The organism is Bradyrhizobium sp. 155 (assembly GCF_023101105.1).
Lineage (GTDB): Bacteria > Pseudomonadota > Alphaproteobacteria > Rhizobiales > Xanthobacteraceae > Bradyrhizobium > Bradyrhizobium canariense_D.
The window spans coordinates 2,312,349-2,325,966 of record NZ_CP064704.1 but is presented as its reverse complement, the minus strand read 5'-3'; the positions used below and the strand labels follow the sequence as shown (position 1 = coordinate 2,325,966).

The 13,618-nt window shown below is 63.6% G+C and carries 13 protein-coding genes; 10 read left to right on the top strand and 3 right to left on the bottom strand.

Annotation, left to right across the window (positions count from 1 at the left end; genetic code table 11):
• The first annotated feature begins 108 nt into the window (after positions 1-108).
• The 3 genes from IVA93_RS11265 to IVA93_RS11255 all read left to right on the top strand — a co-directional run bounded on the left by IVA93_RS11265 (position 109) and on the right by IVA93_RS11255 (position 2,787).
• Positions 109-309 (top strand): hypothetical protein, encoded by a 201-nt coding sequence (locus tag IVA93_RS11265; protein WP_007612817.1) that lies wholly within the window; start codon positions 109-111, stop codon positions 307-309.
• A 148-nt stretch (positions 310-457) separates the two neighbouring features.
• Positions 458-1,405 (top strand): AAA family ATPase, encoded by a 948-nt coding sequence (locus IVA93_RS11260; RefSeq protein WP_007601482.1) that lies wholly within the window; start codon positions 458-460, stop codon positions 1,403-1,405.
• 5 nt (positions 1,406-1,410) lie between these two features.
• Positions 1,411-2,787 carry a vWA domain-containing protein gene (locus IVA93_RS11255; protein WP_247361329.1) on the top strand — a complete coding sequence of 459 codons (1,377 nt, stop codon included), beginning with the start codon at positions 1,411-1,413 and terminating at the stop codon, positions 2,785-2,787.
• Positions 2,788-2,806: 19 nt separating this feature from the next.
• Here IVA93_RS11255 and IVA93_RS11250 read toward each other — a convergent pair whose 3' ends face one another.
• The gene (locus tag IVA93_RS11250) at positions 2,807-2,989 is read right to left on the bottom strand and encodes a hypothetical protein (protein WP_247361327.1); all 183 of its coding nucleotides are present in this window, start codon (positions 2,987-2,989) and stop codon (positions 2,807-2,809) included.
• 348 nt (positions 2,990-3,337) lie between these two features.
• Between IVA93_RS11250 and IVA93_RS11245 the strand changes: the two genes are divergently transcribed.
• A complete protein-coding gene (locus IVA93_RS11245; RefSeq protein WP_018456680.1) occupies positions 3,338-3,559 on the top strand; it encodes a hypothetical protein in 222 nt (73 codons plus the stop codon).
• 213 nt (positions 3,560-3,772) lie between these two features.
• Positions 3,773-5,092, top strand: a complete 1,320-nt coding sequence (locus IVA93_RS11240) for a dicarboxylate/amino acid:cation symporter (RefSeq protein ID WP_018456682.1) — start codon at positions 3,773-3,775, stop codon at positions 5,090-5,092.
• Positions 5,093-5,102: 10 nt separating this feature from the next.
• Here the strand turns inward: IVA93_RS11240 and IVA93_RS11235 are convergent, their stop codons facing one another.
• Together IVA93_RS11235 and IVA93_RS11230 are read right to left on the bottom strand one after the other, a co-directional pair.
• A complete protein-coding gene (locus IVA93_RS11235) occupies positions 5,103-6,476 on the bottom strand; it encodes a hypothetical protein (protein ID WP_247789769.1) in 1,374 nt (457 codons plus the stop codon).
• A 97-nt stretch (positions 6,477-6,573) separates the two neighbouring features.
• Complete coding sequence (locus IVA93_RS11230; RefSeq protein WP_085384829.1) at positions 6,574-7,833, bottom strand: allantoate amidohydrolase; 1,260 nt, start codon at positions 7,831-7,833, stop codon at positions 6,574-6,576.
• 403 nt (positions 7,834-8,236) lie between these two features.
• On the opposite strand from IVA93_RS11230, the gene IVA93_RS11225 reads away from it, so the two are divergent.
• Genes IVA93_RS11225 through IVA93_RS11205 form a run of 5 tightly spaced genes read left to right on the top strand, consistent with a single transcriptional unit; the run spans position 8,237 to position 13,610 of the window.
• On the top strand, positions 8,237-9,349 hold the full coding sequence (locus tag IVA93_RS11225) for a BMP family ABC transporter substrate-binding protein (protein ID WP_026233222.1): 1,113 nt from the start codon (positions 8,237-8,239) through the stop codon (positions 9,347-9,349).
• On the top strand, positions 9,346-10,458 hold the full coding sequence (locus tag IVA93_RS11220) for an ABC transporter permease (protein WP_018456687.1): 1,113 nt from the start codon (positions 9,346-9,348) through the stop codon (positions 10,456-10,458). The genes IVA93_RS11225 and IVA93_RS11220 overlap by 4 nt, the downstream gene beginning before the upstream one ends.
• Position 10,459: 1 nt before the next feature.
• Positions 10,460-11,386: an ABC transporter permease gene (locus IVA93_RS11215; RefSeq protein ID WP_018456688.1), complete on the top strand. Its 927-nt coding sequence runs from the start codon at positions 10,460-10,462 to the stop codon at positions 11,384-11,386.
• An 11-nt stretch (positions 11,387-11,397) separates the two neighbouring features.
• Positions 11,398-12,081 carry a biuret amidohydrolase gene (biuH, locus tag IVA93_RS11210; RefSeq protein WP_018456689.1) on the top strand — a complete coding sequence of 228 codons (684 nt, stop codon included), beginning with the start codon at positions 11,398-11,400 and terminating at the stop codon, positions 12,079-12,081.
• Positions 12,078-13,610 (top strand): ABC transporter ATP-binding protein, encoded by a 1,533-nt coding sequence (locus IVA93_RS11205; protein ID WP_247541881.1) that lies wholly within the window; start codon positions 12,078-12,080, stop codon positions 13,608-13,610. Before biuH ends, IVA93_RS11205 begins: the two co-directional genes overlap by 4 nt.
• Positions 13,611-13,618: the final 8 nt, after the last annotated feature.

Here is a 13,618-nt window from a genome sequence, read left to right as displayed (position 1 = left end):
ACAAACCTCCGCCGTTCCGCCTCTGTTCGAAAGAGTTGATGTCGGCCTTTCGCCGGCCGGCAGTAGCCTTCGCGCGGGTTTGGAGGTCGTCTGCGAAGGAGAGCCGAGATGCCAGCTTATGTACAGCATCATCAGGATATCGAGATCGCGCCTGTGATTTGCCCTGCTTGCATGGGGTTCCTTCCAATGTATGTGCGCGAGGTCGAACCGCATTGGAGTCTTGCCAAGATCGACTTCGTCTATGAATGCGCCGATTGCGGCGCCGAGGTCAGACAGACGATCCGCAAGCCGGAGTTGCTGCGGCACTGATCCCGCGGCCGGTTGGCCGCCCGACTATTTGCGTTGAGCGGAAAAAACGCTCATTCGCGCGGGTCTGGCCTCTCCCAAACGAGGCTTGTTCTTTGCCGTGAACGCAGGCAGAACAAGCCTCAATCAAGACCTTTGGGAGCGCCTTTTGGTGGCTGAACAGAAGCCCTCGACAGCGATCGAGGCAGTGGAGAGCGGTCTCGCCGCTCAAGGCTACATCGCGAGCCGGCAGATCGCGACCGCCGTCTATTTGTCGCAACAGATCGAGAAGCCGATCCTGGTCGAAGGACCCGCGGGCGTCGGCAAGACCGAGCTTGCCAAGGCGATCGCGGCCTGGCGCGGCCTGAAGATGATCCGCCTTCAGTGCTACGAAGGCCTCGACGAGGCCAAGGCGCTCTATGAATGGAAATACGCCAAGCAGCTTCTCTACACGCAGATCCTCAAGGACAAGCTCGGGGAAGTCCTTGGCGGCGCGCAGACTTTGCACGCTGCACTTAATCAACTCCACGATTTCGGTGACGTGTTCTTCTCCAAGGAGTTCGTCGAGCCGCGGCCGCTGCTGCAAGCGCTGGAGCAGCCGGGCGGCTGCGTGCTCCTGATCGACGAAATCGACAAGTCGGATGCGGAATTCGAATCGCTGCTGCTGGAAATTCTCTCCGATTTCCAGGTCACGATCCCCGAACTCGGCACCGTCTCCGCGATCACGCCGCCAACGGTGATCCTCACCTCCAACAGCGAGCGCGATCTCGGCGACGCCCTGAAGCGGCGCTGCCTGCATCTGCACATCGGCTTCCCCGAGCAGCGGCTCGAGGAGCGCATCGTCGAGAGCCGCGTCCCCAACATTTCGCAGACGCTGCGGCGGCAGATGGTCGGCTTCATCCACGAAATCCGCTCGCTCGACCTGAAGAAGCTGCCTTCGGTCAGCGAGACCATCGACTGGGCACGCGTGCTGGTGCTCTTGCAGGCCTCGGAGCTCGACACCGAGATCGTCAAGGACACGCTCAACGTGCTCCTGAAATACGAGGCCGACATCGAGGCGGCTCAGCCTCAGATTACGACCTTCATTGCCAAGGCAGCACGATCCAACGTCTTCGGTTGACGGCGATGCGCGAGAATATTCATCGTTTCTTCCGTGCGGCACGGGGCGCCGGGGTCCATGTCTCGCCGGCCGAAAGCATCGATGCGATGCGTGCGGTCGCGCAGGTCGGCGTCTCCGACCGGACCATCCTGCGCGATGCGCTCCTTCTGACGCTCGCCAAGTCGCAGGACGAAAAGCTCGCGCTCGGAGACTGTTTCGATCTGTTCTTCAGCCAGCCGGAGCCGCGACAGGAACAGCCTGAAGCCGACAGCAACTATGTTTCGGAGGACGCGGATCAATCTCCGTCGTCGGGCGCGGCCAGCGATGCGAGCGCCGGTTCGCCTCCCGCAGAATTGGGGCCCCTCGCGCAGATGCTGCTGTTGCAGGATCGCAACGCGATCACCGCCGCGATCGCCAGCGCCTCAGGTGCGGCCTCCCTATCCGACATCCGCTACTCCACCCAGCGCGGCATCTTCTCCAGCCGCATCCTTGACGCCATGGGGCTCCAGCGGCTGCGCGACGATCTCGAGGAGCTGACCGCGAGCAATCCGGCACTGGCCGAGCGGCTTCGCGCCGCGCTCGATGCCTTGCGCGAAGCCGTCCGCGACACCGTCGCGCAGGGGCTTGCGCTCTATGCCCGCGAGGAAGCTGAAAACCTCCGCAACGAGATTCTTCGCAACGCGCCGCTTGCCCGCATCGAGCGGCGCCATGTCGCGGAGATGCGCGCTCTCATCCGCCAGATCGCACGTCGCCTGCGCGAGCGCTATTCGAAACCACGCAAGCGCCAACGGCGCGGTCATCTCGACGTCCGCCGCACGCTGCGCCGCAATGCCGCCTGGGGCGGCATCCCCTTTCTCACGGCCTGGAAGCGCAAGCATCGCGATCGGCCGAAGATCGTGGCGCTCTGCGACGTCTCGGGCTCGGTGGCGCAGGTCTCGGATTTCTTCCTGCTCCTGATCCACTCGCTGCACGAGGTGGTCGACGACGTCCATTCCTTTGCCTTCTCCTCGCATCTGATCGAAGTCAGCGACATCCTGGAATCGAAATCGCCGGAAGAAGCGATGGCCGAGATCATGTCCAAGGTCGGCTTCGGCTCCTCCGACTACGGCTCGTCGCTGGTCGATTTCGAGAAGGAGTTTATGAGCACGCTGACGCCGCAGACGACGGTGATCGTGCTGGGCGATGCCCGCAGCAACAATCTCGATCCGCGCGCCGACATCCTGCGCCGCATCTCTGAGCGCTCGAAGCGACTGGTGTGGCTCAATCCCGAAGGACGTCTCGCCTGGGGCTTTGGCGATTCCGAGATGCCGCGCTATGCGACCTTCTGCAGCGTGGTGCGCCAGTGCGCCACCGCGCAGCAGCTCGAGCGCGCGGTGTCCGATATTGTGGCGACTTATCAGTAGGCCTTACCCACAGCCGACGTCAGTTTCGCCCCAGCTCCGTCTGAGCCACATTGGACTCCCGGAAATGATAGGCGATCTCGTCAAGCGCGCGTTGCTCCCATTCCTGAGCTTGCGCAAGCCAGAAAACCCGGCGCTGGAAATCAAGCGCGGCGCGCTCCCGGCACAGGGATTCCTGACTGCGAATTTCGACCAGTCTGTTCATGCACTCCACTCCTGCCATGTGAAGCCATTCCCCGCGAATCAGCGTAACAGAATCCGACCCTTCGTCTCATGCTTTCTGTGCATATTGCGACGCAGAATGGGACAGCAGCGCGTCCCGTGCAGTGCGGTAGTTCGCGGACCAACATCAAGCCTACATCATCAATATGTGATCGAGGCTCGGACGGTCCTCGTGACCGAGCGGTCTTAACTCTTGTGGCGCAATGGCGTGCAGCAATTTGTGAAGAGAAGTTCTAAACGCCTCACGGAATTCCCGACTCATTGTCGTCGCACGGTCTTCATGCAGCGCCTCTAACAGAGGCGCAGGAACGGCACTACGGCTTGAGGCAACATGAGCAACGACATCGACTTCGATCTTTCGCCAGACCAATGGGAGGTTCTGAAGGCGCTTCGCGACCCGGTGTCGAACGGTCGGCTTTCCAAGGCCTATCTCATCGAGAGCCTCGTCAAGTTCGGTCTTGTCGTCGTCTGCGACGGCGTGCCGGTCATGACGCCGAATGGACGCAAGGTGCTGGTACGCGGATCGTGTCGGCTGCTGGATCTCGCGGCGTGACGCGGCCACCCGCGCGCAGAACGTGACTTTGGACCGCAAAATCGGCTGTTCACGTGACCGACGGCACCTGGAACGGTTTCCCGGCGCCGATGCGGATGCCGGTCGCACCGCAAAAAGACCGAATAGACCTCCTCCTCAGCGAAAACCGCGACAATCTGGCACGCTAGTTGCTCCTTTCGACGATCGAGACGTCGTCAAAACGGGGGAGTCACCATGTCGACCATTGCCGCGGCCCCGGCCGCCGAGCCAAAGCCGCTCTACACGTCGCTGTTCGTCCAGGTCCTGGCCGCGCTGATCCTCGGCATCATTCTCGGCGTGGCCGCGCCGGATTTTGCCATCTCGCTCAAGATTCTGAGCGACGCCTTCCTGAAGCTGATTTCCATGATCGTGGCGCCGATCGTGTTCTGCGTCGTCGTGCACGGCATTGCCGGCGCGGGCGACCTCAAGAAGGTCGGACGGGTCGGCGTCAAAGCGCTGGTCTATTTCGAGGTGATGACCACAGTCGCTCTCGTGGTAGGTCTCATCCTGGCCTACACTTTCGGCCCCGGCCATGGCATGAACATCGACCCCTCGACGCTGGACGCCAAGGCGCTCAATACCTATGCCGACAACGCCCACAAGCTTCAGGGCGGCGGCATCGGCTCCTTCCTCCTCAACGTGATCCCGAGCACCTCGTTCGACGCGTTGTCGCGCAACGACGTGCTCCAGGTGCTGTTTTTCGCCGTGCTGTTCGGCGTAGGCCTCGCACTGGTCGGCGGCGAGAAGGGCAAGCTCGTGACATCGATGATCGATGCCGCCTCGACCGTACTGTTCCGTGTCATGGGGCTTATCGTCCGCGTTGCTCCACTTGGCGTGCTCGGCGCAGTCGCCTACACCGTCGGCAAATACGGCGTCGGCTCGCTCAAGCAGCTCGTCTCACTGGTTGCGCTGTTCTACGTCTCGGTCGGCATCTTCGTGCTGGGCGTGCTCGGCGGCGTCATGGCGCTTGCCGGCATCAACATCCTCAAATTCCTCGCCTACCTGCGCGAGGAGTTGACGATCGTGCTCGCGACCGCCTCGTCCGACGCCGTGCTGCCGCAGATCATGAAGAAGCTGGAGCGGATGGGCGTGAAGGATTCCGTCGTCGGCCTTGTGATTCCGACCGGTTATTCCTTCAACCTCGACGCGTTCTCGATCTACCTGACGCTTGCGGTCGTCTTTATCGCGCAGGCGACCAACACGCCGCTGTCCTTCGGCGACCTCCTGCTGGTGCTCGGCGTCTCCCTGATCACCTCGAAGGGCGCGCATGGCGTACCGGGCTCCGCGATCGTGATTCTGGCGGCGACGCTGAACGCGGTGCCCAGCATCCCTGCGATCGGCCTCGTGCTGGTCTTGTCGGTCGACTGGTTCATCGGCATGGCTCGCGCGGTCGGCAACCTGACCGGCAATTGCGTTGCGACCGTGGTGGTGGCCGCCTGGGAAGGCGACCTCGATCGCGCCAAGGCGGCCAAGGTCCTCGACGGTGGCGAGCTTGTGGACGTGACGGCGGGGTAACGACCGCCGTTCAGTCATTCCACTGGAGGAGCGGCGTTCCATGCGCCCTCCTCCAGACGGAGAGGAAACGCGGAAACCAGGAGTGGGCCACGGCGCCCTTGTAGGCCCAGGTGCGATACTTCAGGCCCCGCTCCGAGATCAGTTCCTGATAGCCGCCGTGGACTTCGGTTGCGGTGCGAATGTCCTTCAGAATTCCCTGGGCGCAGGAACGGTAGGCATCGCTGCACGAGAATTCGTCATAGTCCAGCATGCGATCCGCGAATTCGACGTTGAAAGTCGGCCAGGAGGAACGTCCCTGGTAGGCGGGAGCCGCGATCTTGTGGATCATCTTGTTCCGCGGATTATCCGCGGACACCAGGAAGTGGAATGTGCCGGGGATGCGAAAGCGCGGCTCCGCAATGATCAGATCCGCCGTGGCTGCGAACAGCGCGCGCTCGGCCGGCTCGTTCATATCCCAGAAGCCGCGATGCACACTGACGAAATCCAGCGCGACCGAGGACACCGGCGAGCCTGGGGGGCCATCCAGGGAATGCCTGATATAGCCACCCTTGCCGAACAGGCGGAGCAGGTCCCTCTTGTACTGCGCCAGGTCGCGTCCGAGCCGCCGCTTCAGCTCGTTCTCGTCGATGATCCCGAGCCGCACGCCCCACACGAAGGTCGTGTAGACGCAGGCATTGGTGACGAAACGCCTGCGCTCGGCGCGCGTGTCGGTTGCCGCAGAGCGCGGAGCACTGGCATCGCACAGAAAATACGTAGAGCCATCATCATTGAACGGTTCGAGCTCGCTTGCGAGCTGGAGGATCGCGCGCTTCAGATCACCGCAATATTCGGCGAGCAGCAGGCGACCGGCATGCACGCATTGCGACATCGCCAGATAGGACGACGCTCTCTCCTCGGCAGAGATCATCTGCCGCAGGCCGGCCAGAATGCCGAGCAGCGTATCCGAAGGGCGCGAGAAATAGTTCACGCCGAGATACCGGGCGCGCGCCGCCGGGACGATCGTCGTCGTGACGACGTTGGCGCGAACCGCTTCCAGCAGCAGGCGGACGCTCTTTTCGAGCAGACGAGCCCGGCGAACCGCATCCTGCGAATCCATGATGGTGTCGGGGTCGAGGACGTCGGGATAGAACCAGGCAAAGTCGCGCGGATAGTACGCACAAGCGTGCGGCGCGCCCGTAACGAGAAAGGACTCAGATACCGCAAAAGCACTGTCCATCGAGTGCCGGTAAAGGTCCTCGATGGCCGTGAACGGATGATGCGACTTCCTCAGGAAGCGATCACCGAGAAAGTTCACCGCCTGAAGCGCGTTGGCAACGAAGGTCGCCGCCATACCCTGGTAAAATCGGTTTTCGCCATGGGATGGAAAAGAGATGCCGCTGTTCATACGCGCCGTCGAATGTTGTCTCGTGGTCCGGCGGGACGCCGTTACGACGCTAGACCTGTCTGATTCTTATCTCTAGCCGGTGACGTGAGGAGCCGATTTACCCTTGCCGCGGCCGAAAATTCTCGATCAGCCCCAGCAACACTCGCGCGCCGGCGTCGGCATCGGCGAGCTCAACATGCTCGTCGGGGTGATGGCTGATTCCGCCGCGGCAGCGAACGAAGATCATGCCGACGTCGGCAATGTCGATCATGGCCATGCCGTCATGCCCCGCCCCGCTCGGCAGCTCGAACACGGAAAAACCTTCCGCTTTGATCGCCTGCGCGATCTGCTCCTTGAGCCAGGGCGCGCAGGGCGCGGTGCGGTTCTCGTGGGTGACGTCGAGCTGAAGTGTCAATTGGCGGCGCTTTGCGATGGCCTCGATCTGCCTCACGACATCGGCGACCGCGCGCTTGCGGTGCATGTCGGTCGGCGCCCGCATATCGATGGTGAACGACACCTCGCCCGGAATGACGTTTGTTGCGCCGGGCCTCGCCTGGATGTAGCCGACGGTGCCGACCAGCCCACCCTCGTCGGTGCGGCAAAACTGCTCGATCGCACCGATGCATTCGGCCGCGCCCGCCAACGCATCGCGCCGGAGCGCCATCGGCACCGTGCCCGCGTGCCCCGCCATGCCGGTCAGCCGCGCGGCAAGCCGTGTCGCGCCCGCGATCGCAGTGACAACTCCGACGGGGAGGTTTTGCGTTTCCAGCACCGGCCCCTGCTCGATGTGCAGCTCGAGATAGGCAAGCAGCTCGCGCCGGGCCCGCGCGGCCGCGCCGATATGATCGGGGTCGAGCCCGAACTGCACCAGCGCATCGCGCATCGCGACGCCATCGCTGTCGCGTGTGTTGAGGACGCTTTCGTCAAAAGTGCCGGCCACGGCGCGGCTGCCGAGCAGGGTCGAGGCAAAGCGCACCCCTTCCTCATCCGCAAAACCGACGATTTCGATCGCGAACGGCAGGCGCTTGCCGCGGCGGTTGAGATCGGCGACGCAGGCGATCGCCGTGATCACGCCCAACGGCCCGTCCCATTTGCCGGCATCTCGCACGGTGTCGTAGTGCGAGCCGAGCATCAGGCAGGGCGCGCCCGGCCGCTCCCCTTCGTAGCGCCCGCAGACATTGCCGATCGCGTCGAGACGCGCGCTCATGCCGGCGTCGCGCATCCAGCTCAGGATGAGGTCCGCGGCCTTGCGCAGCTCGCCGGTCAGATAGATGCGGGTGAGCTTGTCGCCTTCTTCCGAGATCGCCGCGAGCTCGTTGATCCTTCGCACGATCTCTTCGCCGAGCGAACCATTATGAACGGCGGTACCAGCAGCCATCTCGGCGGGCTTTCCATCTCTTGGGACCGCGGCGACGGCGATCCTGGCGGCAATCGATTCAAGTTCGGTGCCAGCGAAATCACGCTGTCGACATCGTTCCGATCAGCGCGTGGTTAGCATGAATGCGGTTGCCGGCAGACCACCCGACCCTCGTCATGCACATGTCCAAGCTGGTTAAGACTGCTTAACTCCATTGCATACAATCATAAAATACTGCCTATATTTTCATCTGCTACTTTCCTGTTCAAGCGCAGATCACCGAAAATAGTAAATACTCTCAACAACTTAAGTGGAGATCCTCCCTCGGTAGTCTCTGGCACGAAGCTTGCGACAATCTATCCCGGGCTCCGCCAGACCGGCGCAGCGCGAGATGAGGCGGTGCATCCGCCAAGGGGAGCAAGCAATGGAATTTGGCAGGATCTCACGACGTCATTTGTTGCAGGGCGGCGCGGCCGTCACCGTCGGTGCGGCGACGGGCATTCGTCCGGCCTTCGCGGCCGAGACCACCATCGGATTCATCTACGTCGGCTCGCGGGACGACTATGGCTACAACCAGGCGCATGCGCAGGGCGCGGCGGCGCTGAAGAAGATTCCCGGCCTCAAAGTCGTGGAAGAAGAGAAGGTGCCGGAGACCGACGCGGTCGAGAAGACGATCGAGTCCATGATCAATCTCGACGGCGCCACCCTGCTCTTCCCGACCTCGTTCGGCTACTACAATCCTCACATGGTCAAGATGGCCAACAAATTCCCGAAGCTGCACTTCGAGCACTGCGGCGGCCTGTGGAGCGACAAGGACCCGAAAAACGCCGGCAGCTATTTCGGCTACATCGATGAAGCCCAATACATCTCGGGCATCGTCGCCGGCTATAGCTCCAAGAGCGGCAAGCTCGGCTTCGTCGCCGCGAAACCGATCCCGCAGGTGCTGCGCAACATCAACGCATTCGCGCTCGGCGCGAGGCTTGCCAATCCCAAGACAACCACGCAGGTCATCTTCACTGGTGACTGGTCGATGCCAGTCAAGGAAGCCGAGGCCACCAACAGCCTGATCGATCAGGGCGTCGACGTACTGACCTGCCATGTCGACGGTCCGAAGACCATGGTCGAGAACGCCGCGCGTCGGGGCGCCATGGTGTGCGGCTATCACGTCAACCAGTCGCCGCTCGCGCCAAAAGCGTATCTCACGGGAGCCGAGTGGAACTGGGAAGCGTTGTACCCCAAGTTCGTCAAGATGATCGCCGCCGGCGAGAGCATTCCGAACTTCTATCGCGGCGGCCTCAAGGAGGAGATCGTCAAGACCTCGCCCTATGGCGAAGCGGTCTCCGCCGAGGCGCGCAAGCACGCCGACGACGTCAAGGCCAAGTTCTTGTCCGGTGACGGCTACGCCATCTTCAAGGGAGGGCTGGTCGACAACAAGGGCAAGACGGTGATCGCGGCCGGCACCGATCGTGGCCAGAAGGATCCCGAACTCGAGAAGATGGACTATCTCGTGGAGGGCGTGGTCGGGGCGACTTCGTGACGACGGAAGCTGCAGATCTCGCTGAAGCGGTCGGGACCGTTGCCCCGGCCGCCGATCCGGGATTCCTCCAGCGTCACGGCGGAGCGATCGAATATATCCTGATCCCGGGCGCGGCGCTGGCCGGCGCGCTCGGGGTCTTCGGCATCTTCGTCGCAATGTTCGGCAAGAGCCCGCTCGACCTCTATTTCTACATGTACTACGGCGCGTTCGGCACCTGGTTCTCATGGCAGAACACGTTGACGCGCGCGGCGCCGCTGATCCTTACCGCACTCTGCACGGCACTGCCCGCGCAGCTCGGCATGGTTATCATCGGCGGCGAAGGCGCACTCCTGATCGGCGCGCTGTCGGCAACCAGCGCAGCACTGGTGCTTCAGGGCATGCCGCCGCTCATCGTGCAGATCGCCATGGTCGTCGCCGGCGTGATCGGCGGCGGCCTCTGGGTCATGCTTTCGGGCGCGCTACGGCAATATCGCGGCGTCAACGAAACGATCTCGAGCCTGCTGCTCGTCTATATCGCGCTCGCGGTCCTCAACCATCTCGTCGAAGGCGCGATGCGCGACCCCGGCAGCCTGAACAAGCCGTCGACCCGCGAGATCGGTGCGGGCAACATGATCGGATCGATCCCCGGCACCGACGTGCATTGGGGTCTCGTCTTCGGCCTGATCGCCGCGTTCGCCGCCTATATCCTGATCTATCACACTGTGTTTGGCTTCGCCGCGCGTGTTGCCGGCGGCAACATCCGCGCCGCGAAGATCGTCGGTCTCAATGTCAGCAAGCTGATCCTGACCATCTGCTTCCTGGCCGGCGGCGCCGCTGGCCTTGCCGGCATGGTCGAGGTCGCCGCCGTGCAGGGGCGCACCAATGCCAACCTCGCCGCAGGCTACGGCTTCACCGGGATTCTCGTCGCTTTCCTGGCGCGGCAAAATCCGCTCGCCATTGTCCCCGTCGCGATCCTGCTCGGTGGTATCAGCGCCAGCGGCGGGCTGTTGCAGCGCCGCCTCGGATTGCCGGATGCATCCGTGCTGGTGCTGCAAGGTGTCATCTTCGTCTTCGTGCTGGCCAGCGATGCGCTCTACGGCCGCATCGGGTTTCTGAAGGGAAAGTCCTGAGATGGCAGACGGCTCGATCGGACTCTGGACCGTCCCGCTCGCCGTGCTCGGCGGCGCCATTCGAGTCTCGACCCCGTTCCTGTTCGTGAGCCTGGGCGAATGCATCACCGAGCGCTCCGGCCGCATCAATCTCGGCCTCGAAGGCACGCTGGTAATGGGCGCGATGAGCGCCTACGGGATTTCCTACCTTACGGGATCGCCGTGGCTCGGCGTGCTCGCCGCTGGCATCACCGGCGCGCTTCTGGGCGCGCTGCATGCCGGCATCTGCTCGTTGCCGCGCGTCAACGATATTGCGGTCGGCATCGCCTTGATGCTGTTCGGCACCGGGCTTGCTTTCTATCTCGGCAAGCCGCTGATCGAGCCCACCGCGCCGCGGCTGCCCGCGATCGATTTCGGCTGGTGGAGCGACATTCCACAGGTGCGCGCGGCACTACGGGTCAACGTGTTGTTCCTGATTGGTGTCGCGCTCGCCCCAACTCTCTACTGGGCCTTCCGGACCACGCGCTGGGGCCTCCTGATCCGCACCGCCGGCGAGAGTTCGGACGCCGCGCGTGCGATGGGCCACTCCGTGCTGCTGATCCGCTTGCGCGCGACCATGGTCGGCGGCTTCCTTGCCGGCATCGGCGGCTCCTTCCTGTCGCTGTTCTATCCCGGAAGCTGGAACGAGGGCCTGTCCTCCGGCCAGGGCATCACGGCCGTGGCGCTCGTGATCTTCGCGCGCTGGGACCCCTTGCTGTGTCTGTGGGCTTCGCTCGCCTTTGGCGGCGCCGCGGCGCTGGGCCCGGCGCTGCAATCGGTCGGCGTCACCTCCGGCTACCACCTCTTCAACGCAGCCCCCTACCTCCTGACGCTGGCGATCATGATCATCACCTGCTCGCCGAAACGCACGCTGACCGGAGCCCCGGCCGAATTGTCGATCACCCGCTAGAGAGCGAAATCATGCCCGAGCGCACCATCAAGTCCGAACCCTATGCATGGCCCTATAACGGCGATCTGCGCCCCGAGAACACCGCGCTCATCATCATCGACATGCAGACCGATTTCTGCGGCGTCGGCGGCTATGTCGACAAGATGGGCTATGATCTCTCACTGACGCGGGCGCCGATCGAGCCAATCAAGAAACTGCTGACGGCAATGCGCGCTCAAGGCTTTCACATCATCCATACCCGCGAAGGCCACCGTCCCGATCTCTCTGATCTTCCTGCCAACAAGCGCTGGCGTTCCCGGCAGATCGGCGCCGGCATCGGCGATCCCGGCCCATGCGGCCGGATCCTGGTGCGCGGCGAGCCCGGGTGGGACATCATCCCCGAGCTCGCGCCGCTGCCCGGCGAACCCATCATCGACAAGCCCGGCAAGGGTTCGTTCTGCGCCACCGATCTGGAGCTGATCCTGCGCGTGCGCGGCATCGAGAACATCGTGCTCACTGGGATCACCACCGACGTCTGCGTTCACACCACCATGCGAGAGGCCAACGACCGCGGCTTCGAATGCGTGCTGTTGCATGACTGCTGCGGTGCGACCGACAAGAGCAACCACGAGCACGCGCTGAAGATGATCAAAATGCAGGGTGGCGTGTTTGGCGCGGTCTCGACCGCCGACGCCTTCATCGGAGCGATTTCGTGATCGTCGGCGAAACGTCGCCGCCATCCGGCGCCTTCGGCGTCGATGCCATCGCCATGAGCATGCGTTTCGGTGATTTCCTGGCGCTGGACAATGTCGCGCTGAAAGTGCGGCCGGGTTCGTTCCATGCGCTGCTCGGCGAGAACGGCGCCGGCAAGTCGACGCTCGTCAAATGCATTATGGGCTATTACCACGCCACCGAGGGTGACATTCTCGTCGGCGGGCGCGAGCAGGCGATTGGCAATCCGAAGGACGCCCACGCCCTCGGCCTCGGCATGGTCTACCAGCATTTCACGCTGGTGCCGGCGATGACGGTCGCCGAAAATCTGGTGCTGGCGCGCGATGACGTGCCGGCCGTGCTGAACTGGCCGAAGGAGATGAAGGAGCTTGAGGCCTTTCTCGCGCGCATGCCGTTCAAGGTACCGCTCAGGTCAAAAGTTGCCGACATCTCCGCGGGCGAACGGCAGAAATGCGAGATCCTCAAACAGCTCTACCTGAAGCGTCGCTTCCTGATCCTGGACGAGCCGACCTCGGTGCTGACCCCGGCGGAAGCCGACGAGGTGCTTGGCATGCTCCGCGACATGGTCGTCAAGGGCGAGCTGACCATCCTGATGATCACGCACAAGTTCCGCGAGGTCATGGCCTTTGCCGATGACGTCACGATCATGCGCCGCGGCAAGCTCGCCGGCGCCGGCAAGGTTTCCGAACTGACGCCGGACGCCATGGCGCGCACCATGATCGGCGCCGAGGAGCTGACGGTACAGCCGCCGCGCACCGGTGAGGCCGGCAAGGCGAGGCTGGAGCTGGCGAAGGTGCGCGCGCGCGACGACGCCGGCGCCATCGCCGTGCATGAAGTCTCCCTCACGGTCCGTGCCGGCGAGATCGTCGGCATCGCCGGCGTCTCCGGCAACGGCCAGCGCCAGCTCGTCGAGGTGCTGGCCGGGCAGCGCGGGGCTGAGAGTGGCGAGATCCGCGTCGCCGGCGATCCCTATCACGCCAGCCGCGAGGAGATGCGGCGGCACAATATGTCACTCCTGCCGGAGGAGCCGCTGAAGAACGCCTGTGTCGGCGGCATGAGCGTCGCCGACAACATCGCCTTCCGCGAATTCGACCGCGCGCCTTTCGCTAGCCTCGGCTGGTGGCTCAACCGCGGTGCCTTCCGCGTCGACGCCAGGAAGAAGATCGCCCAGTACAAGATCAAGACCCGCACGCCCGACACGCCGATCTCGGCGCTGTCGGGCGGCAACGTCCAGCGCGCCGTGCTGGCCCGTGAGCTCGGCGGCGACGTCGAGGTGCTGATCGCGGCCAATCCCTGCTTCGGGCTCGATTTCGCGGCGGTGGCGCAAATCCATGCCGAGATCATGGCCGCGCGCAACCGCGGCGCCGCGGTGCTGTTGGTCAGCGAGGACCTCGACGAACTCCTTGAACTCTCCGATCGGCTGGTGGTGATGTTCCACGGCGAATTCGTGTATGAAGCACGGACCAGCGAAGCCGATCTCACCGTGGTCGGCCGGCACATGGCGGGGCATTGACCGGGGAA

Excerpts from the sequence above, each read along its gene's own strand:
- IVA93_RS11265 (WP_007612817.1), top strand. The coding sequence starts at position 109 with ATGCCAGCTTATGTACAGCATCATCAGGATATCGAGATCGCGCCTGTG.
- IVA93_RS11255 (WP_247361329.1), top strand. The coding sequence starts at position 1,411 with ATGCGCGAGAATATTCATCGTTTCTTCCGTGCGGCACGGGGCGCCGGG.
- IVA93_RS11250 (WP_247361327.1), bottom strand. The coding sequence starts at position 2,989 with ATGAACAGACTGGTCGAAATTCGCAGTCAGGAATCCCTGTGCCGGGAG.
- IVA93_RS11245 (WP_018456680.1), top strand. The coding sequence starts at position 3,338 with ATGAGCAACGACATCGACTTCGATCTTTCGCCAGACCAATGGGAGGTT.
- IVA93_RS11240 (WP_018456682.1), top strand. The coding sequence starts at position 3,773 with ATGTCGACCATTGCCGCGGCCCCGGCCGCCGAGCCAAAGCCGCTCTAC.
- IVA93_RS11235 (WP_247789769.1), bottom strand. The coding sequence starts at position 6,476 with ATGAACAGCGGCATCTCTTTTCCATCCCATGGCGAAAACCGATTTTAC.
- IVA93_RS11230 (WP_085384829.1), bottom strand. The coding sequence starts at position 7,833 with ATGGCTGCTGGTACCGCCGTTCATAATGGTTCGCTCGGCGAAGAGATC.
- IVA93_RS11225 (WP_026233222.1), top strand. The coding sequence starts at position 8,237 with ATGGAATTTGGCAGGATCTCACGACGTCATTTGTTGCAGGGCGGCGCG.
- IVA93_RS11215 (WP_018456688.1), top strand. The coding sequence starts at position 10,460 with ATGGCAGACGGCTCGATCGGACTCTGGACCGTCCCGCTCGCCGTGCTC.
- biuH (WP_018456689.1), top strand. The coding sequence starts at position 11,398 with ATGCCCGAGCGCACCATCAAGTCCGAACCCTATGCATGGCCCTATAAC.